This window comes from Phaeobacter sp. CECT 5382, assembly GCF_001457775.1.
Lineage (GTDB): Bacteria > Pseudomonadota > Alphaproteobacteria > Rhodobacterales > Rhodobacteraceae > Pseudophaeobacter.
On the sequence record NZ_CYSG01000011.1, the window covers coordinates 1 to 20,316 of the forward strand.

A 20,316-nucleotide genomic window follows, 5' to 3' on the forward strand; every position below is an offset into this window, starting at 1 on the left:
CTACCATGCTGGATTCACGAAATGAATCCCTCACCCGATTTGTGCAACAAAGCCGAGTGGAGAACGAAAGACACGCAGAAATGCTACAAACAGTTGGCTGCGATCAATATCAAGGCTATTTCTACGGTAGACCAATGGCCGCCCAAGAAACCTCGAAAATCTCTTGGAACTATACCAAGACAGCCTGAGTGGATAAGGTCTTGGGCCAGTCCCTGCAGCGAAGGCAGTATTGTCAACCCTAACCACTTTGGTCGCCACACTTCATGTCCAAACCTGGGAGGCAAGGCTTGCTCCCACGTGTCGTAAACAGCGTATGTCACGACAGCGGGAGAGCAGGGGCCCACGGATTTCAAACCTGCTGACTTCGATGACGACCTGGTTAGTCACCATAGTAAAAAATAGTATAAAAACCTGATTTGGTCGCATCAGCATGGCTTGCTGCTGTCAATTTGAAGATTTTACCACTGGTGTCTCAGTCGATCACTCTGTGCATGACCTTCATTTGAGGCCAACGCAAAGAGACCGTGAACCATCGAGCAACAGCGCGCCATCGATCCGGCCATTTTTCTCCCAGTCCATTTTGTCAGGTCCTTCTGGTTTGTCAGGTCCTTCTGGCATTCCTTTTCGCCTGCACCTCCAGATTGAAATTGGTGGTCGATCGAAACACTGTTTCCTCCTTCCTGTGGTATCGCATACCGAACACTGCGCTGATTTTCGGTTTCTCAAAGTTGGCCCGAGGCTTCCAAATTTTTCTCTCACCCACTCTTGGCGTGATACACACCACTGGGCGAAAAACCCAAATTTCTCACCTTGGAAAGCCACTTCAACGTTATGTAAAATAATAATAAATTGGAGTTTGAATCGGTTTAAAACTTTGTGCTCGTTTGAAAATCCCTTTTTCGATGCGGGGAGGTTCAGGTGGTTCACGAAGAAGGAGACACTCAAAAGACACATGCTCATGATGTAATGTGTAGCGAAATGCTGGTTTGTTGACATATATCAAAAACCGAACCTATCTTCCGCTTTAGTGGAATTATTGACGTCGAGTTGTTTCGACTGTTGGGAATTTTAGGACTGCTTGAAGGGAACCACTTGAAATGAACTTACTCCGAAACTACTGGAAGCTGGGAACCGTGGCTCCTGCGGCACTTTTGGTCCTGACAGCCAGCGCGGCTTCTGCTGACTTGCTGGCCGATGAAGTCTTGATCGGCACGAGCGGAGACGGGTTGATTTTTTCGGACCCTTCAGAGGGCGTTTTCGAGCCTGGTGTCAAAGCAGTCACCTTTACGCGCACACGTGTTCCGGATGGGTCCGGCGGGAACGACTTTGTTGACCCCTTTGAGGAAATCGTAACCGACTTTTCTTCGCTAACTTCCCGTGGAAATGTAACAAACTGCATCATGGCCAACAATCCTGATGTGTATTGCGATTCCGAGAGCGGGTCAGGAAAACGCGTCAAAACATATCTTACCGGGCCTGAAGCCTTTGATCTACGGATGCGAACAGTTTCAAGCGCAACACACCCATCAGTCGACTATTTCAGTTTCGGGAAGGCGTCGAACTTTACCGGTGCCCGTATGACTGGTCTGTCACTGCAGTTGCTTGATGCGGACGGCAATTTGATGGGAACCTTGGCCCCGGAAGACGCCGCGCTTTTCAATCTGAGTGCAACCGATATCGGGATTGGTGCCCGTTTGCCTGATGGCCTTTTCGGATCCGGTGGTCACGAGGGCAATATCGGCTTCTTTTCGACAGATCGTGCGCCTCTGACACGGACGACAAGCGCTGACACGCTCACTTTTGGTGCGCTGACCAATGCCGAATATGTCGCGAATTTCGGAAACGGCATGCTTGACAACAGCATGACGCCGGATGGTCTCTTCTGGGACGACAACAACGATCCGACTGATGAGTCCTCGCTGATCGCCTGGAACAACCTTTCCAATGGCGGCTGGACCTACGGCACGCTGGAAACCGCCACTGACATTGACGCACGGCTCGCCGAGTTGGCGACAGCCCTGGGCGTGGATGTCGCCGATCTGGGCTATGTCGACGGTGGCCTTGTGCCGGATGAAATCGTTGCGGCGGCAAATGCAAATGGTCTTTTTGCTGTTGATGCTGTCGAAGACCTTAGAAATGCAAACCTGAACTATACAATTACCGTCGGTGACGTCGACGCGGGCGAATTCACAGTGCGCCTGGCACCCAGCTTTGCCCCGATCGTCAGCAGCGCCACCTCGCTGTATGAATTCAAACTGGCAGGCCAGCTGGATGCAGCAGCTAATGTGCCATATTACGATCTCGGCAATGCAGCAGCCTATCAGACAGCGATCACAGATCTGATGGCGATGGATGCCGCTGCGCGCAGTGCGGCCTTGACTAGCACCGGTTACAGCTTTGCGCCGGCCTTCTCCAGCCTCGGCTTCGAAATGTCGCGCGGCCAGGTCGATACAGTGTTCAGCATTCCTTCTCAGTCTGCAGCCGGTGGTGAAGGCGTGAGCCGGAACCACAGCATGGATACTTGGCGGATGGGAGAAGGCTGGACTGGCCTGATGTCGGTCAATGGCAGCCAGACAACCTATGACGCAACTGCAACCTCTGTGGGCTATGACATTGATATTGCGTCCCTGTCTTTCGGGGTAGAGAAAACTGTAAATCCAAACGCATCCTGGGGCGTTATGCTGGGTGTCATGGACGCAAGCTCCGACGCTCAAAATGGTCTCGGTGACGTCGACTCCTCCGGTGTTTCGATTACCGCATTTGGTCGGCTGAGTTTCGGTGACGGTGGTCTGGTTCGGGCCGCCTTTGGTTACCAGGATACGTCCTATGACTCGACCAGAAACGTGCTTGGACAGCAGGCGATTGGAAGCACTGATGGATCCCAGACTTTTGCTGCCCTGCAGGCGGAATATATGCAGAGCCTGGGTGCCCTGCGTTGGGGCCCAACGGCTTCCCTCGAATACTACGACGTATCGGTCGATGGTTTCACCGAAACAGGTGCCGGCATCTGGAACTTGACCGTCGGTGGCCTGTCCAGCGAAATGGTTCTGGCCTCTGTTGGTCTGCGCGGAGAGTATGAGCTGCCGGGGCAGGGCGGTGGCACACTTTTGACTGGTGGTCTGGAATACACCGCTGCTTCGGGCGATGATTTCGCCGTTCAAAGCGGTTTTGTCGGTTTGCCCGGATCGGTGTTGAATGTCCAAGGTCTTGACGACTCCTGGGTGGATATCAACCTCGGTTTTGAGACACAGCTGGCATCCGGAGCTGCAGGTGGATCCGTTCTTTATGGTGGCTACGCCGGATCAATCGGCAGCGACTACGAAAGCCATCGTTTCCAAGTCGGGTTCAACTACCTGTTCTAAGCGATTTACCTATAGGTATCTTGAAGGGCTATGGCCTGGCACCCAACCGGTGCCAGGCCTTTTTTGCTTCTTGGGACCGTGAATGTTTGAGCTACGCCTGTGTCCTGTCGAACTTGGTGGCGGCTCTTTGCGTCATGGCTCATCATCGCAGGCTCGGTTCTGGATACTAGTTTCACCAGACGAGCGAGCAGTCGATTGAAACAGCAGGTGAACAGCTATTGACAGCGGAGTGACCCGACAATCTGGTCGCCTGATCCGGTCAACTTGTTCCAAGTTGCAAATAGCCCTTGGCGCACACCCAAAAACTACAAAACGGGACGCTGTTTACATAAATGTGCCAGATCAGATCTCAGCGAAGCGCAAAAGCTGTAACCGCCAGGCACAAGATCATATTTACCGCCCAGATCGCGACAGCGACCCGCGTGCGCAAACTGAAGTGTCTGAAAGCACTAGTCATAGTCGAACCGCTCCGACAGAATGTGATGTGAGGATGCGCCCCGCGTGACCAGATGGTCTTCGACGATATCCATCATGACAGCCGGTCCGCACATCACAAAGAGCCATTCCCTGATCTCCTCAGGAGAGAACACGTGATCGATGAGTGCGTGATCTATGTGGCCAGTTTCTCCCGGCCAGGACGTCGCGGGTTCCGAGACAACATAGGTAACATCTAGCTGGTCCAGCTCGTCCCGAAAGGCGATTTGTCCCTCTGTTCTGTTGCCATAGATCAACTTGATTTGGCGCCGATCACCCGTAAGACGCATTTGTCGAATGATCCCCAACAAAGGAGCGATACCGACGCCGCCCGCAACAAAAGCGATGCCCGGTACGTTTCGGCCCTCAACTGTCAGGCTACCATAGGGGCCATCAACGTAGGCGGTGGTGCCAGATTTGATCCGCCCAAGTGTCCGGGTAAAATCTCCTAGCTCCTTGATCAAGAATGAGATTTCAGGCCCGCTTGCCGGTGCTGAGCATATGGAAAATGGGTTTTCTTTTAGTGAAAACGCACTGTGGCCGATGTTCAGCCAAGCAAACTGACCGGCTTTGAACTCTATCCCCTTGTGTCCGTCTGGTGCGACTGTCACGTGCCATTGCCGGGGCGTCAGCCGCGTGACAGCGGTAACACGCCAAGGTTGTTTTATTTCTCGAAGCGGCGCGATCAAGTAGACATAGACTAGGGAAGCAATCGCCAGGGCAGTGAACGCCATCCATAGCCAGGTCATTGCAGGCTGTGACCCATAGCGTCCGGCCTGGGTGGTGTGGTGCAGCAGCAGGCCCGCAATCAGCACGGCGCCAAGTCCGTGCATCAGACGCCAGGTTTCATACTTGTAGTCCAGCTGTTTTCGTCCGGCCGCCAGCAGAACGAGGCTTGGCAAGAGAAGAAATGCCACAATACCAGAAGACAGATCGGCAAAGTCGGTGGTTGTCGTAAGCTGTCGGGTCGGATCCCAGGGGCGCTGATCGCCCGAGGCCGTGCCGCGATATAGAAAGGGATGCAGTAGGGCAAAAGCGAGTGCCGTGCGTGCCATCAACTGATGAAATCGCATGGTCACGTCCATGCCGATGCCATTTGAAATTTTCTTGAAACGCCCGGATAGGACGAATTCCATCAGGATCATCGAAAACGCCAGCATGCCCAAGCCCGAAGCAAGTTCTTGCAGGAGGGGGCGAGGTGGCCCACCGGTCAGCCAGGCGAGAAGCAGGGGTAGGGCGACCACAACCAGATAAAAAAGGATCAAAGCAAGAGGTTTCATATTTTGTCTGGTCCACTTTCTTTGGCAACGCAATTGGTCATTTGCAGGGGCAGGCCACTTGACTGCCAATTTCACCACAGCGCGCCAGAATGGATCAAGGTGATATGATGAGATATACCTTTAAACAGGTTTTGCTGAACGTTTAAGACGGTTTCGACAGGAACCTGGCTACCAGATGTAAAATACTCTGGCATGAGGCTGCTTTGGAAGCCATTGATCTAGCGCAATGCTAGCTCGGATGTGTCGCGTAAGCTGTTTGTTATGTTTCGTAGATAACCCAGCTGGAGACCAAGCCATGTATAAGAATATTCTTGTTCCGGTACTCTTTGACGAACACCACGATACCCAGGCGTCTTTTTTGGTTGCGCGCGCACTGGCGGACGAGGGAGCGAAATTCACCGTTGTTCATGTGTTGGAGACCATTCCAAACTACGTCACGACCGAAATTCCGGGCGAGGTGATTGATCAGGCGCGACAGGAGGTGCAGAAATCTCTGACCCAGTCCGCCAGGGCGTTGCCAAATTCCGTGCCGATGCTGATATCCGGAAATCCCGGAAGGTCCATCGTTGACTATGCCGATGAAAACAATATCGACTGCATCATACTGGCCTCACACAGGCCCGGGTTCGGTGATTTTTTCCTGGGATCGACCGCGTCAAGAGTTGTGCGTCACGCCAAATGTTCGGTACATGTTATAAGATAGTGTCCGACGACAGGTTCTACGGCTTCGAGGCCTTCGCCGATCAGGTCGGATATAGGCATTGTCTGTCTCTCCTTTAGCCAGGCGGGGGGGCTTGTTGGTTTTGCTGCTTTGCAAGGCGATCTGCGGGCTATAGAATTCCTACGGTGCTTAAACGGAAAAACCTTGTTCTACTCTCTCTGATCTTGGGGCTGAGCTTTCTTCTTTGGTTGCCCAAGGAGAGGCGTGTGATGGTTTTTCTGACCGGGTATAGCTACTGGGACAACACGCCAGCCGGGTCTGCCATCATCGGACGGCCCGTTATTCATGATGTCGCCGGCGGGGTCGGGACCTATACGGATCCGGTTACCCTGGCGGTCGGTTGGCGCATCTACTTCGGATGGCATTTTGAGGATTTCGCGCCCGGAACGCGGTTCTATATTCCACGACTTCGCAAATATGCGATTGTCGAGGATCTCTGTGGTGATGGCCCCAAGCCACAGAGCGGCCCCTGCCATATAGGTTGGAATGGGCACACCTGGCTGGATATCTACGTCGATGGCAGCACGATGACTGCCGAGGTAGCTGATCACTGCATGGAACAGTTTACCGGTGTTCAGGCCGTGGTGATCAACCCGCGGCCGGGATATCGCGTTGTTCCGGGACGAATTGTCGAAAACAATTGTAAGGTCTTCTGAAGTCGGGGAGAACTATGGCCAGCCACCTGTTTAAGCTGTTCCGTGTTCGCCGCAAAGACGGCCCCAGTTCAGCTCGAATGGTGCGTCACTGATCCGTCACCGGGCGAATTTCACCAGTATCCAAGACCGGCGAAGCATCAAGACCCTCTGCGTCAAGCATGGCGGCAACCCGTTCAAGCGCTGCAACCAGCATAGCCTGTTCCCAGTCTTCCATGGCCGCGAATTTGCGCACAAATCTTTGTTGCAGCGGATCAGGTGCCTCAGCGAGAACGGAGCGCCCGGCATCTGTCAGCAGAATATGGGTCTGTCGGCGATCCTGGCTCGACTTTTCGCGCAGGGCGAGACCGTCGCGGACCAGTTTGTCAACCAGCGAAGTGACGGTGCCCTGCGAGACTTGCATGCGCAGTGAGATGGCTTTTGCAGTCGCAAATCCATGCTCTGCGATGATCTGCAAGACCCGAAACTGTGCCGGTGTGACACCAGTTGCCTGACGTATCTCGCGCCCGAACAATTCCGTGGTGCGGACAATGCGGCGAAGCGCAATCAGGCTACTGTCAATCCGTTCCATTTCATCTCCGATGCTTCATGTATCAAAGCATACAGTCAGGGTGCGGTGCGTTCAATTTAGAATTTGCTTTGAGTAACTAAGCGTTTTAAGCTCCGTTTGCGACTCAAAGGGGCGAAAAGCGCCACAAAACGAAGGAAATGAGAGGTGTTTTGCCGCACAATACTTTGACTGTTGAAGTTTTGAGCCAGCTCTGGTATTTCGACCATCAAAGCGAGAGGAGAGCCCAAACATGCAAAACCCAATCGATCCAATGCGCGTCGCACTTCCTGCCATTCGCAAGCCGAGCGCCAAAGACGGGGCAGAAATCTGGAATCTGATCCGCAGCTGCAAGCCGCTCGATGAGAACTCCATGTATTGCAATCTTTTGCAGAGCGATCATTTTGCAGACACCTGCAGCCTAGCAGAACTGTCACAGGAAACTGTTGGCTGGATTTCCGCCTACGTGATGCCCAATGACCCGGAAACGCTGTTTGTCTGGCAAGTGGCTGTCGCAGAAAAGGCGCGGGGGCGCGGGCTCGGCGCTTTGATGCTGCAGTCCATTCTGCAGCGCCCGCAATGTAAAACTGTCACAAGGTTGCAAACCACAATCACTGCAGACAACGAGGCGTCCTGGGCCCTGTTCCGCCGGTTTGCCAAGTTTCAGGAAAGTCAGCTGGATATCCAGCCCTATTACACCCAAGCGCTGCACTTCCAGCAACGGCACAAAACCGAAAACCTGGTCACGATCCCGCTGTCAAAACGTCTGGCGCTCGCAGCCTGAACGATGCGTCCCTCGGTCTTTGTTTCGCAGTTCTTCCTTCCTTCCCCAAAAAACAAAAGAGGTCGTATGTCTACGAACCCCGCCACCACTGCCATTTTTACACGTCGGGAATCCGAGGCGCGCAGCTATTGCCGTGGTTTCAACACTGTTTTCACCTCGGCCAAAGGTTCTGAAATGACCGCCCAGAATGGGCAGCGTTACATTGATTTCCTCGCAGGGTGCTCGTCGCTGAACTACGGCCACAATGACGCAGATATGAAGGCAGCCCTGATCGATCACGTGCAGTCGGATGGTATTGCCCATGGTCTGGACATGCACACGAATACCAAGGCCCAGTTCCTGGAGGTCTTTGAACGCCTGATCCTGCGGCCCCGTGAGATGGACCATAAGGTGATGTTCACCGGTCCAACCGGCGCCAATGCCGTCGAAGCGGCGATGAAGATTGCTCGTAAGGTGACCGGCCGCAGCAATATCATCGCCTTCACCAACGGTTTTCACGGCGTGACCCAGGGTGCATTGGCTGCCACTGGCAATAGCTATCACCGTGGCGGGGCCGGGGTGACGCTCAACAATATAACCCGGATGCCCTTTGACGGCTACCTCGGGGCTGCCTGTGACACCACCGATTTTCTTGAGGCGATGCTGAAGGACCGCTCTTCCGGGCTGGACGCGCCAGCCGCGATCCTATTGGAAACCGTGCAAGGAGAGGGCGGGCTGAATGCTGCCAACCCTGATTGGTTGCGCCGAATTGCAAAGCTTGCCCAAGAGGCTGGTGCCCTGTTGATCGTCGATGATATCCAGGCTGGTTGTGGCCGGACAGGCGGGTTTTTTTCGTTTGAACATATGGGGATCTCGCCGGGCATTGTGACACTGGCAAAATCCCTCTCGGGATTTGGTCTGCCGATGGGGCTGGTTCTGGTGAAACCCGAACATGATGTGATGGGCCCGGCTGAACATAACGGCACCTTCCGGGGCAACACCCATGCCTTTGTGACCGCTCGCGTCGCTATCGAAAAGTTCTGGGCCGATGATGCCTTTGAACATGATGTCGCGCGCCGCGCCGACATCATCGAGCGGGGGCTGCAGACCATCTGCGACATGGTTCCGGGCGCGCGTCTCAAAGGGCGTGGCATGATGCGGGGCGTTGACGTGGGCTGCGGCACGCTGGCCGGCAAAATCTGCGCCCGTGCTTTCCAGCAAGGTCTCATCATCGAGACCTCCGGTGCCGAAGACCAGGTCGTCAAGATCCTAGCCCCACTCACAACCCCCGACGCGACCCTTCAGGCCGGGCTCAACATTCTCATCAGCGCCGCACAGGATGTGATCGGCGCCCATAAATTTGCAGCGGAGTAAGCAGATGATTGTCCGGGATTTCAACGAGATCATTGAAAAAGAGCGCAGCCGGGTGGTGTCTGACGCCAAATGGAGCAGCGTGCGGATGCTGCTGGCCGATGATGGAATGGGGTTCTCCTTTCACATCACTTTCCTAGAGGCGGGTTCTGAACACACGTTCGAGTATAAAAACCACTTTGAGAGCGTCTATTGCATGCAGGGCTCCGGTTCGATCACCGATCTTGCTACCGGCGAGACCCACCTCATTCACCCCGGTGTGATGTATGCGCTCGACAAGCACGATCGTCACACATTGCGCGCCGACGAGGAGCTGGTGATGGCCTGCTGCTTCAATCCGCCTGTGACTGGCAACGAAGTCCACCGCGAGGATGGGTCTTATGCGCTTGAGCTTGAAACTGCCTAAAGAGGCCCGGCGCTGACCGGGAGTATCCCTGTGACCTTCCCAGAACATACCGTTGAGAAAATCGGCGGCACCTCGATGAGCCGCATCCACGAACTGCGCGACAGCCTGATCATTGGCGACCGTGCAGGGGCTGATCTCTACCAACGTATTTTTGTGGTGTCCGCCTTTGGTGGCATTACCAACCTATTGTTGGAACACAAGAAAACTGGTGAACCTGGTGTTTATGCACTGTTTGCCAATGATGATAATGATCACAGCTGGCTGGATGCGCTGACCCGCGTGGCCAAGGCAATGTCCGAAGCCCACAACCTGGTTCTGGAGCATGCAGCAGACAGGGCTTTGGCCGAGGATTTCAGCCGCGAACGCATTGAAGGCGCGCGCAGCTGCCTGTTTGATTTGCGGCGTCTGTGCTCTTACGGGCAGTTCCGGCTCAACAGCCAGATGATGATCGTGCGCGAACTTCTGTCTGGCCTTGGCGAGGCGCATTCGGCATTCGTGACCAGCCTCATGTTGCAACGTGCCGGGGTAAATGCCCGTTTCGTCGATCTGAGCGGCTGGCGGGATGAGACCGAATGCACGCTTGAGCAGCGCATCGAAGATGCCCTTGTCGGGATAGATCTGACCACGGAATTGCCGGTTGTCACCGGATATGCCCAGTGTCGCGAAGGCGTGATGCGTGAATATGACCGCGGATATTCCGAGGTCATCTTTTCCAAGATTGCAGCCTTTACTCAGGCAAGCGAAGCCATCATTCACAAAGAATTCCATCTTTCCTCTGCGGATCCAGCGCTTGTTGGTGCCGCGACGGTGCGCAAGTTGGGTCATACAAATTATGATGTGGCCGACCAGCTGTCGAACATGGGGATGGAGGCGATCCATCCCAATGCCGCGAAAATTTTGCGCCAATCCCAGGTGGCGCTGCGGGTCACCAATGCATTTGAGCCTTCTGATCCCGGAACCCTCATTGATGACCAGCCGGGGCAGGCGCCTGCGGTAGAAATCATAACTGGGCTTAACGTGGTGGCGCTGGAACTCTTTGAACAGGACATGGTTGGCGTCAAAGGCTATGATGCTACAGCCCTTGAGGCATTGAAGCGCCACCGGGTGCGCATTGCCTCAAAGACATCAAATGCCAATTCGATCACGCACTACGTTGAGGCCTCTTTGAAAACAGTGCGCCGCGTCATTGTCGATCTTGAAGGCGCCTTTCCCTCTGCCGATATCAGCACGCGATCTGTGGCTATCGTATCGGCAATTGGACGCGATCTTTCCGGGCAGCGCGCCTTTAGCCGGGGCCTCGTGGCGCTCGAGGTGGCAGGCATTGATGTCATTGCCGCCCAGCAAACACCGCGCAATGTTGATATCCAGTTTGTGGTGCCGCGCGCAGCGGCCGATGCTGCCATCATTGCACTACACACTGCTCTGGTTGATGAGGATTCTGGGATTCGGCGACTTGGAAATGCTGCATGAACACAGTCGCACGAGAGCTTGATGCAGCCCAGACTGTTCAGGACCGGTTGAATGTTCTGTGCGACGTGCTGTGCTTTCGCATTTGCACTTTGCGGTATCCACCGGGGTTTAGGTTGTCGGAAACCGCACTGGCAGAGGAGTTCGCCTGTAGTCGAACGCCGTTGCGGCGGGTTTTGGCCTGGCTGGAACGTGAAGAGCTGATTTCATCGCGACAAGGCGTCGGAACCTTTGTGACCGCGTTGGATGCGTCCAACCTGGGTCAGAATTTTGTCGTGCGCTCCACCCTGGAACGCGCCGTGGTAGATATAGACCCCATAGACGACCCAACCCCGCTGGTGGCCCGGTTCGAAGACCTGCAGGACCGTTGCGCGCGTTTGAAAGCGCAGCCCGGCGTGAGCGTTTTCGCGGAACTGGACATGGAGGCCTTTGATGCCTTTGTCGAGGTCACCGGCAATGAAGCCCTGCGTCAGAGCTGCAAAAGCTACTACGGTCGTACGACACGGCATCAGCTACACAGTCTGGCGAAAGATCATGTCTGGTTGGAGGCGGCCTATGACAATCTTTGCGCCCATCTCAGCAACATGCATTCAGCGGTCGCTGCGGCCAATCTGGAAGCGGCTGCATATTACCAGATCGCCTATACGCGCATGATCGCCCCCTAGAAATGCACTCAAACAGCCTCTCACAGGTCTCTCCAAGGGGCGACTGGCCCTACGCATCTGTTTTAAGTCCGTAGTCGGAAAACGCCTGCTGAACCGCAGACATGTCTACCTTTCCGAGCAGTTTGGGCTGCCCAACGGTCAAGGCGGTGACATAGCCTTTGGCGAGGGTTTCCAACTCTGTCATCCGCCAAAGAGCCCGTTCGAGACTATCTCCGGTCACCACTGCGCCATGGTTCGCCATCAGACAGGCCGAGCGGTTTTGCAGTGCTGCCAAAACATGCACCGACAAGGCCTCAGTCCCAAACAGGGCATAGTCGGCCAATGGTACTGTGTCACCGCCAAAAGCTGCAACCATGTAGTGACAGGACGGGATCTCCATATGGTTCATTGCCAAAGCCGTGCAATAGACCGGATGGGCATGGACCACAGCCGACACCGCGGGCTTGGCCTTCAGAATGTCGCGGTGAAAACGCCATTCCGACGAGGGTTTCATCTGGTTGGGCGCGATACTTGTGTCATCCAGCGGCATGAGAACCAGCATATCAGGGTGTAGCTGCGCGTAGTCCACCCCCGAAGGGGTGATGAGCATGCCTGCATCGGTACGTACCGAGATATTGCCTGAAGTGCCTTGATTGATCCCGCTGGCATTCATCGCCAGGCAGCCATCTATGATCGACTGTCTGAGAGCCAGAGTATCCTTAAATCCGCTGATCATTGCGCGCTATTCCTTACTGGTAGCTGCGGATGAGGCCAGGTCGGGAAACAGACCGGCAAGGCCTTCGGCGCTGGCCTCGCAAATACCGCGCTCGGTAATGAGCCCGGTGATCAGCCGGTTTGGCGTCACATCAAAAGCCGGGTTGCCGGCCGGCGTTCCCGCAGGCGTGACCTGTACCGTTGAGATCTCATGGTCGGCTGTCAGGCCCTGGACATGGGTCACTTCGCGTGCATCACGCTCTTCAATTGGAATGTCCGCAACCCCGTCGGTGACGGTCCAATCGATGGTCGGCGAGGGGAGCGCGACATAAAAAGGCACACCATTATCTTTTGCCGCCAGCGCCTTGAGGTAGGTTCCGATCTTGTTACAGACGTCCCCTTGCCGGGTCGTCCGGTCTGTTCCAACAATCACCATGTCAACTTGACCGTGCTGCATTAGATGGCCGCCGGCATTGTCGGTGATGTAGCTATGGCTGATCCCATGGCTTCCCAGCTCCCAGGAGGTCAGCGCGCCCTGATTGCGGGGGCGAGTTTCGTCGACCCAGACATGCAACGCGATACCGGCATCATGGGCGTGATACATTGGGCTGGTGGCAGTGCCCCAATTGACCGTTGCGATCCAGCCGGCGTTGCAATGGGTCAGAAGGCGGACTGGGCTGCCATCTGTTTTCTGGCTTGCGATCTTCTGGATCAGGGTCAGGCCATGCAGACCAATCTGGCGATTGATCTCGACGTCTTCGTCGGCAATTTCATGCGCTAAGATCAAAGCAGCAGCGGCGCGCTGGTCCTGTGGCAGGGTCGACAGCCGCTGGCGACAGCGATCCAGCGCCCAGCGCAGGTTGATGGCCGTTGGGCGGGTCTTGTTGAGACGTTCCCAGGCGTGGTCCAAGGCGGCATCGCCGGGATCAATCCGCATGGCAAGCGCCATACCGTAGGCTGCCGTGGCACCGATCAGAGGCGCCCCGCGAACATGCATGTCTTTGATTGCCGTTTCAAAGTCGCTTAGATTGTCGAGCTGGGCGATGCGAAACTCATGAGGGAGCCATCTTTGGTCAATAATCTGAAGGGCTTGCTTGTCTGCATCCCACCAAAGAGAGCGGTATTCGACTCCATTGACTTTCATAGGGCGGTCTCCTCTTTGATCTGCGAAACGCGAGTTCCGTTTTGCGCAAAGTCCTGCACAGTTCCACCCCACTTCGCAACCCTCTGTTCTGGCTTGACCTGACTGAGTTCACCAAGGTTGGTCAGGCGTTTCGTTAGTCGATCAGAATTACCGCGAGGAGACCCGGGAGTGGCCAATGGCCAGAACATGTGACCTAGAGAATAGTTGATTAGATCCCAATGCTCGCTTGCTCTTGTGCAAAGCCTTGGTCATCTTGGCAGTATTGGATTTGGAACTTCTCACTCCGACAGGCATTTGTTTTAACCGACGGAGTTGAGACAGGAAGGCTCGGGTATGATTGCTAAATTTGTTGAAACGCCGCGCGTGCGTATCCTGCGCGCAACTGCTAGGACCACTTTCCGGGCCGCTTGCCTTGCGGTTCTTTTGGCGAGTACCGCCGTGCCCCTGAAATTGAACGCTCAGGAGACGCAGGCTCCGAAAGTTTCGGTCATGGAGGCCGTGCTCAAACCTGTCCGAGAATCGGAAACCTTCATTGGACGTGGCGAAGCCATCGACAAGGTGGATTTAGTTGCCCGGGTGAGCGGGTACCTCGAAGAGATACTGATCAAGGACGGGGCCGAGGTCTCCAAGGGAGACCTGCTCTTCCGGATCGAGAGCAGCAGTTATGAAGCAACTCTGGAGACAGCGCGCGCTGAATTGGCAAGGGCCGAAGCAAATCTGGAACTGGCCGGACTGGATCTTGATCGAAAACAAGAATTGTTTGAACGGGGCTCTGTTCCCGAATCCGAACGTGACACAGCGCGGGCCAATGAGCTTGTGGCCGAGGCGGCTGTGCGATCTGCACAGGCCGCGATCCGTCAGGCAGAGCTGAACGTCGGCTACACCGAAGTGCGGGCTCCATTCTCTGGTCGGGCCGGGCGCATCAACGTGAGCCTGGGTGAAGTGATCGAGCCTGGATCACAAACACTGGTCAATATTGTTCGTGAAGCCCCAATCTATGTGACCTTTGCCCTGAACGAAAAGCAATATGTTGATATCTTGCAGGAATATGGGGCAGGCGGGCGCGGTGACCTGGACGAAGAGGAAATCCCGGATGTTTTCGTGATCCTGCCCAACGAGTCAGAATTGGTTGAAAAGGGGCAGGTTGCCTTTATTGAAAACCGGATCGATCCAACAACTGGCAGCGTCGCCGTTCGCGCAAGATTTGAAAATGAAAAGGGTTTAATCCTCGATGGCTCGTTTCTGACAGTAGGTATCACGGCACATGAAACCCAGGACAGGATCATCATCAGCCAGGCTGCCATTCAGCGTGATCAGCAGGGGCCGTTCGTGTTGGTCGTGGATGACAGCCGTCAGGTTGCGCAACGCTATATCGTCACCGGAGAGGTGCAGGGAACGGGCATCGTCGTGACCGATGGCTTGATAGAAGGCGAACAGGTTGTGGTGGAAGGATTGCAGCGCATCCGACCCGGCGTAGAGGTAGACCCGGTTCTGGCTGATCAGGTCGGAAACGAGCAGGCCGGAGAATAGACAATGCTGTCATCCATATTCATCTCCCGCCCCAAATTCGCCATGGTGATTTCTCTGGTGCTGACCGTCATGGGAGGCATTGGCTACATGGCCTTGCCTGTCGCCCAGTTTCCGGAAATCACCCCGCCCGTGGTTTCTGTGAAGGCTTCCTACACTGGCGCCAATGCGGAAACCGTGGAAAAAAGCGTGGCCGCGCCGATCGAGGCGCAGGTCAATGGCGTGGACGACATGATCTATATGTCCTCCAGTTCGACCGATACCGGCAGCTATTCGCTTTCTGTTACCTTCGAAGTCGGCACAGACCCCGACATTGCGTCAGTCAATGTGCAAAACCGTGTGGCACAGGCCACTGCTAGTCTGCCCGCCGAGGTAACGACCTCAGGTGTGGTCACTCAGAAAAGCTCCTCCAACATGCTGTTGGGCGTGGCGCTCAGCTCGACAAACGGTAGCTATGACAGTGTGTTTTTGTCGAACTACGCCGCCATCAACATCAAGGATGCCCTGTCGCGGGTGCAGGGGGTGGGCAAGGTAGAGATCCTGACCAGTTTTGACTATGCCATGCGTGTCTGGATGGATCCGAATAAAATGGCCGCGCTGGCCATTACCCCCGGAGATGTGATTGCTGCAGTTCGTGAGCAGAACCTCGAGGTCTCCTCTGGCCAGATCGGCGCTCCACCTGTTCCGGGAGACCAAGTATTTCAATATACTATCAAATCAAAAGGCCGTCTGACAGAGGCCGGCGAATTTGGTGATATCGTCATTCGCAGTGGCGAGGCGGGCAGTCTTGTTCGGCTATCTGATATCGCACGGATCGAGCTTGGGGCGGCAAACTATAGCTCGTCGGGGTATTTCCAAGGCGACATTGCCAATATCATGGCCGTTTACCAGGCCCCTGGCGCCAACGCGCTTGAAGTATCCGAAATGGTGCTGGCTGAACTGGAACGCCTGTCGCGGGCCTTTCCTGATGGCGTGACCTATTCGATCCCGTTCAATACCACTGATTTTGTGGAGCAATCCCTGAATGACGTGATCTCAACCCTGATCCTGACCTTTGTTCTGGTTATTTCGGTGGTGTTTGTCTTTCTGGGGTCCTGGCGGGCAACAATCATTCCGGCCGTGGCGATCCCTGTTTCGTTGATTGGCACCTTTGCCTTTTTGTTGGTTTTGGGCATGTCTCTCAACACGATCTCGCTTTTCGCGCTGGTTCTGGCGATCGGCATCGTGGTTGATGATGCAATCGTTGTCGTAGAAAATGTCGAGCGTCTCATCGCAGAAGAAGGTCTCAGTCCTCAGGATGCCACCCGCAAAGCCATGGGCCAGATCACCGGTCCGGTAATTGCGACAACGCTGGTTTTGCTGGCGGTCTTTGTGCCGGTGACCTTCATGCCCGGTATCACCGGGCGACTTTTTTCGCAGTTTGCGATTACCATTTCTGTAGCAGTGGTGATCTCTTCGGTGAACGCTCTGACACTCTCACCGGCGCTATGCGGGCTAGTGCTCAAACCTCGGTCAGGACCGCCAAAGGGGGTTCTGGCTTTGTTTGAAACAGGCATTAGCGGATTGCGGGGCGGCTACATCGGTATCGTTGGGCGCATGCTGCGGCTTCCGATTACCGGACTGGTTATTGTGGTTGCCGCCGCACTCGGCTCCGGTGGATTGCTGAAAACGACCTCACAGGGGTTTTTGCCATCAGAAGACAACGGATATCTGTTCGTCGATATTCAACTGCCAGATGCGGCGGCCTTGGGCCGGACGGAAACCGTTACTGCGCGGGTCAATGACAAGATCGAACAGATTCCCGGGGTGAAAAATACGATGCTGGTGAATGGCTTCAGTCTGCTGAACGGAGCTAGCGCCAATGGCGCGATGATCATCGCGAGTCTTGCCCCCTGGGATGAGCGCAAAACCCCGGAATTGCAGCCAGATTCGATCCTTGGGCAGATCTATGGCATTGCCAACGGCGAAGCTGGGGCAAGCATTGTAGCTTTCAACCCGCCACCAATTTCCGGTCTTGGGATGTCAGCCGGTGTCGAAATGGAAGTCCAGCAAACCGCTGGCGGCAGCGCACAGGATCTCGCACAGGCCGTTGGCTCATTGGTCTATGCCGCGAACCAGCGGGCTGAAATCGGGCAATCCTACACCACCTTCAGGGCAAATGTTCCGCAGCTGTTTGTCGATCTGGATCGTGAAAAGGCTAAGACCCTGCAGGTTTCCATCGCCGAAGTCTTTCAAACCATGCAGGCGCATCTCGGATCTTACTATGTGAATGATTTCAATCTGTTCGGACGCGTTTATCGGGTGATGATCCAGGCTGATGGCAGCTATCGGGACAAGGTCGAAGACATTGGCGCACTCTATGTTCGCGCGCAAAGTGGCGAAATGGTTCCATTGGCGACCCTAATCGACGTTGACAATATTCTGGGGCCGATGATCCTCAAACGTCACAACATGTTCCGCTCTGCGACCGTGACGGGTGTTCCAGCTGCCGGATTGTCGACTGGTGATGCGATCCGTGTCCTGCAAGAGGAGGCGGCGACCGCACTCCCAGCTGGCTACGCTTTTGAGTGGACCGGAACCGCGCAGCAACAGCTGGAGTCATCAGGAATGGTCTCGGCGATCCTAGTTTTGGCGGTCTTGTTTGCCTATCTGTTTTTGGTCGCGCAGTATGAAAGCTGGACAATGCCAGTGGCGATCCTGCTTTCCGTGCTTGTGGCCTTGTTTGGCGCCCTGGCTGCTGTTGCGGTGACCGGCGGGGATATCAATCTCTATACTCAGATCGGGATGATCATGCTCATCGGGCTGGCCTCAAAAAATGCCATTCTGATTGTGGAATTTGCGATGGAGCAGCGTAGCAAAGGGCTCTCCATCCGGGAGGCCGCCCGCGAAGCCGCACATCAGCGTTTCCGAGCGGTGATGATGACAGCCTTGTCGTTCCTGCTTGGGGTGGTGCCATTGATGGTCGCCTCTGGTGCAGGTGCTGCCAGTCAGCAAGCGATTGGTATCGCCGTTTTCGGAGGTATGCTGGCGGCAACTGTCGTGGGCGTTATTGTGGTCCCAATTCTTTATGCATTGATGCAGTCCATGCGGGAGTGGATAAAAGGCGTCAGATCACCCGATGGCGGAGCGAGCACTTAGGTCAGGGGAAAAGTCGGGGTGAAAAACATTGAGGGGAGTGACGGTTGAATATCGCTCCCCTTTCTTGCTCTGGATCTGCCTTTCAAGGCAGAGAGGTTGATGTTTCAGGCCTAGCTCCGGTTGGGTCATAGCATGCCGAGGCATCTCTTGGAGACGTGTCATGTCCTGAAGTTGCGCCTGTATAGGCGCTCAGATGTATTGGCGCTCAGAAACTGCACTCCTCAGAAACTGCACTCACGGAACTTTAAGTCCGAAATCAGATAAGATCACATATTTCAGGACCCAAAGCCGAAGGCTACCGGCTAGAGAGGTTAGTAAGGGGTGCTGTCTTCTCGGGCACGCAACCCACGTTCGCAGGCTGCTGTCAGAATGACTTGCCATTTCCGGGGTGTTGAGCGGTATTCCGGCTCGACATCAAATCTCAAACGGATGTCCTCGTCATCGGGATAGCTTCGGGCCGTTGCAGAAACGCAGCGCTCTAGTGACCAGAAATCATCTAGTGCCGGGTTTTCCGCAAGTAACTTGCTGAGCAGCATCAAAGGTTCTCCTTCCCTGTCTCGTGTCCTGTCTCTTGCCCTTTTCTTTAGGCCCGCTACCTTTGGATTTACTGTTGCCTCGGGACTGAATGCCTGTCCTATTAATCTGTAAATGCATATGCGGGTTTTTTAGTTCAATCCATTCTGAATGTCATGTTCGTATTTGGTTCCAGACTGCCGTTTTACGACAGCTTTGCGGTGCGCCAATTTACATATTCCAAATGTCTCTGACTCCTCTTGCACTTTGTTGCGGCATTCTGTCACAGTGTGACGAATCTCGCAGGAAGGGCTTTTGGGGGAATTTTTTCGGGTGGTTGTCACATACGATAAAACTTCCAACCTTCTTGTCTTGGTTGAATTTGAGGTGCTTGACAGGCTTGGCCACTGGTGGGCCTACTTCACAGGCGCGACAAATTAACCCTCGAGCGTTTGCAGGCCGATAGTGGTCTCGGACGAATGAGGAACGCAGAATTGTGTCCGTTTCAACGGATGAGCGGCGCAACTTCATGACTGAAAACGAACAAAAAAACGTGGGAGAGATCACATCATGAAACACTCCAAGCTGACAATTGGTGCTTTGGTAACGGCGGCCTTCATGGCACCGGCGGCACAGGCTCAGGAATATATCACCATCGGGACCGGCGGCGTAACAGGCGTCTACTATCCCACCGGCGGCGCAATCTGCCGCTTGGTCAACAAGAGCCGCAAGGAGCACGGTTTTAAGTGCGCCGTCGAATCCACCGGTGGCTCTGTTTACAACATCAACACAATCCGCGAAGGCGAATTGCAGTTTGGCGTTGCGCAATCCGACTGGCAGCACCATGCCTACCACGGCACCTCCAAATTCGCTGAAAAAGGTGCTTTTGAAGGCCTGCGCGCGGTATTCTCCGTTCACCCGGAGCCCTTCACCGTTGTTGCGCGTGCCGATGCCGGCATCTCAACCTTTGATGATCTGAAAGGCAAGCGCGTCAATATCGGCAACCCCGGTTCCGGTCAGCGCGGCACCATGGAAGTTCTGATGGGCGCCAAAGGCTGGGGCATGGAAGATTTCGCTCTGGCAACCGAGCTGAAGGCAGCCGAACAGTCGGCAGCACTCTGCGACAATCAGATTGATGCGATGGTTTATACCGTTGGCCACCCTTCCGGCTCCATTCAGGAAGCCACCACAGCCTGTGACTCGGTTCTGGTAACTGTTGATGGCGCTGATGTTGCCAAGCTGGTTGATGACAATGCGTTCTACCGTACGGCAACCATCCCCGGCGGCATGTATCGTGGGTCCGACGAAGACACCCAGACCTTTGGTGTGGGCGCAACATTCGTAAGCTCTACCGATGTGCCTGAGGAAGCTGTTTATGCAGTTGTCAAATCAGTCTTTGAAAACTTCGACGCGTTCCGCAAGCTGCACCCAGCCTTTGCAAATCTGAAAGCCGAAGAGATGATTGCTGATGGTCTGTCTGCACCGCTGCATGACGGTGCTGCCAAATACTACCGTGAACAAGGCTGGATCGAGTAATCGACCAGAGGACATAGGAAGGGGCGCGGTATCGCGCCCCTTTCCAATTTTGCGAG

18 protein-coding genes are annotated in these 20,316 nt (G+C 54.9%); 12 read left to right on the plus strand and 6 right to left on the minus strand.

Annotation, left to right across the window (positions count from 1 at the left end):
- Positions 1–188 (plus strand): EAL domain-containing protein (locus PH5382_RS20135; protein WP_058334746.1); only part of this gene is annotated, 188 nt, incomplete at its 5' end.
- A gap of 310 nt (positions 189–498) precedes the next feature.
- Here the strand turns inward: PH5382_RS20135 and PH5382_RS19755 are convergent.
- On the minus strand, positions 499–960 hold the full coding sequence (locus PH5382_RS19755; RefSeq protein ID WP_156414905.1) for a hypothetical protein: 462 nt from the start codon (positions 958–960) through the stop codon (positions 499–501).
- 137 nt (positions 961–1,097) lie between these two features.
- On the opposite strand from PH5382_RS19755, the gene PH5382_RS12580 reads away from it, so the two are divergent.
- Positions 1,098–3,362, plus strand: coding sequence for a choice-of-anchor F family protein (locus PH5382_RS12580; RefSeq protein WP_082645656.1), 2,265 nt, complete (start codon positions 1,098–1,100; stop codon positions 3,360–3,362).
- A gap of 449 nt (positions 3,363–3,811) precedes the next feature.
- Here PH5382_RS12580 and PH5382_RS12585 read toward each other — a convergent pair whose 3' ends face one another.
- Complete coding sequence (locus PH5382_RS12585) at positions 3,812–5,191, minus strand: ferredoxin reductase family protein (RefSeq protein WP_156414906.1); 1,380 nt, start codon at positions 5,189–5,191, stop codon at positions 3,812–3,814.
- A 220-nt stretch (positions 5,192–5,411) separates the two neighbouring features.
- On the opposite strand from PH5382_RS12585, the gene PH5382_RS12590 reads away from it, so the two are divergent.
- A complete protein-coding gene (locus tag PH5382_RS12590) occupies positions 5,412–5,819 on the plus strand; it encodes a universal stress protein (protein ID WP_058334749.1) in 408 nt (135 codons plus the stop codon).
- Positions 5,820–6,046: 227 nt separating this feature from the next.
- Positions 6,047–6,493: a hypothetical protein gene (locus PH5382_RS12595; protein WP_058334750.1), complete on the plus strand. Its 447-nt coding sequence runs from the start codon at positions 6,047–6,049 to the stop codon at positions 6,491–6,493.
- Positions 6,494–6,578: 85 nt separating this feature from the next.
- Here PH5382_RS12595 and PH5382_RS12600 read toward each other — a convergent pair whose 3' ends face one another.
- Positions 6,579–7,061, minus strand: coding sequence for a MarR family winged helix-turn-helix transcriptional regulator (locus PH5382_RS12600; protein WP_058334751.1), 483 nt, complete (start codon positions 7,059–7,061; stop codon positions 6,579–6,581).
- A gap of 229 nt (positions 7,062–7,290) precedes the next feature.
- Here PH5382_RS12600 and ectA point away from each other — a divergent pair, with 229 nt between their 5' ends.
- The 5 genes from ectA to PH5382_RS12625 all read left to right on the plus strand — a co-directional run bounded on the left by ectA (position 7,291) and on the right by PH5382_RS12625 (position 11,709).
- On the plus strand, positions 7,291–7,821 hold the full coding sequence (ectA, locus tag PH5382_RS12605) for a diaminobutyrate acetyltransferase (RefSeq protein WP_197410044.1): 531 nt from the start codon (positions 7,291–7,293) through the stop codon (positions 7,819–7,821).
- Positions 7,822–7,887: 66 nt separating this feature from the next.
- A complete protein-coding gene (gene ectB / locus PH5382_RS12610) occupies positions 7,888–9,174 on the plus strand; it encodes a diaminobutyrate--2-oxoglutarate transaminase (protein ID WP_058334752.1) in 1,287 nt (428 codons plus the stop codon).
- A 4-nt stretch (positions 9,175–9,178) separates the two neighbouring features.
- Positions 9,179–9,577, plus strand: a complete 399-nt coding sequence (locus tag PH5382_RS12615) for an ectoine synthase (RefSeq protein WP_058334753.1) — start codon at positions 9,179–9,181, stop codon at positions 9,575–9,577.
- 30 nt (positions 9,578–9,607) lie between these two features.
- Complete coding sequence (locus PH5382_RS12620) at positions 9,608–11,047, plus strand: aspartate kinase (RefSeq protein WP_082645657.1); 1,440 nt, start codon at positions 9,608–9,610, stop codon at positions 11,045–11,047.
- The gene (locus PH5382_RS12625) at positions 11,044–11,709 is read left to right on the plus strand and encodes a GntR family transcriptional regulator (RefSeq protein ID WP_058334754.1); all 666 of its coding nucleotides are present in this window, start codon (positions 11,044–11,046) and stop codon (positions 11,707–11,709) included. Before PH5382_RS12620 ends, PH5382_RS12625 begins: the two co-directional genes overlap by 4 nt.
- 49 nt (positions 11,710–11,758) lie before the next feature.
- Here the strand turns inward: PH5382_RS12625 and PH5382_RS12630 are convergent, their stop codons facing one another.
- The gene (locus PH5382_RS12630; RefSeq protein WP_058334755.1) at positions 11,759–12,424 is read right to left on the minus strand and encodes a class II aldolase/adducin family protein; all 666 of its coding nucleotides are present in this window, start codon (positions 12,422–12,424) and stop codon (positions 11,759–11,761) included.
- Between the two features lie 6 nt (positions 12,425–12,430).
- Complete coding sequence (gene mtnA, locus PH5382_RS12635) at positions 12,431–13,546, minus strand: S-methyl-5-thioribose-1-phosphate isomerase (protein WP_058334756.1); 1,116 nt, start codon at positions 13,544–13,546, stop codon at positions 12,431–12,433.
- Between the two features lie 333 nt (positions 13,547–13,879).
- Here mtnA and PH5382_RS12640 point away from each other — a divergent pair, with 333 nt between their 5' ends.
- Both PH5382_RS12640 and PH5382_RS12645 read left to right on the plus strand, forming a co-directional pair.
- Positions 13,880–15,076, plus strand: coding sequence for an efflux RND transporter periplasmic adaptor subunit (locus PH5382_RS12640; protein ID WP_082645658.1), 1,197 nt, complete (start codon positions 13,880–13,882; stop codon positions 15,074–15,076).
- Positions 15,077–15,079: 3 nt separating this feature from the next.
- The gene (locus PH5382_RS12645) at positions 15,080–18,211 is read left to right on the plus strand and encodes an efflux RND transporter permease subunit (protein WP_058334757.1); all 3,132 of its coding nucleotides are present in this window, start codon (positions 15,080–15,082) and stop codon (positions 18,209–18,211) included.
- A 311-nt stretch (positions 18,212–18,522) separates the two neighbouring features.
- On the opposite strand, the gene PH5382_RS12650 is transcribed toward PH5382_RS12645, so the two are convergent.
- Positions 18,523–18,747 carry a hypothetical protein gene (locus PH5382_RS12650; protein ID WP_058334758.1) on the minus strand — a complete coding sequence of 75 codons (225 nt, stop codon included), beginning with the start codon at positions 18,745–18,747 and terminating at the stop codon, positions 18,523–18,525.
- A 547-nt stretch (positions 18,748–19,294) separates the two neighbouring features.
- Between PH5382_RS12650 and PH5382_RS12655 the strand changes: the two genes are divergently transcribed.
- On the plus strand, positions 19,295–20,260 hold the full coding sequence (locus PH5382_RS12655) for a TAXI family TRAP transporter solute-binding subunit (protein WP_058334759.1): 966 nt from the start codon (positions 19,295–19,297) through the stop codon (positions 20,258–20,260).
- Positions 20,261–20,316: the final 56 nt, after the last annotated feature.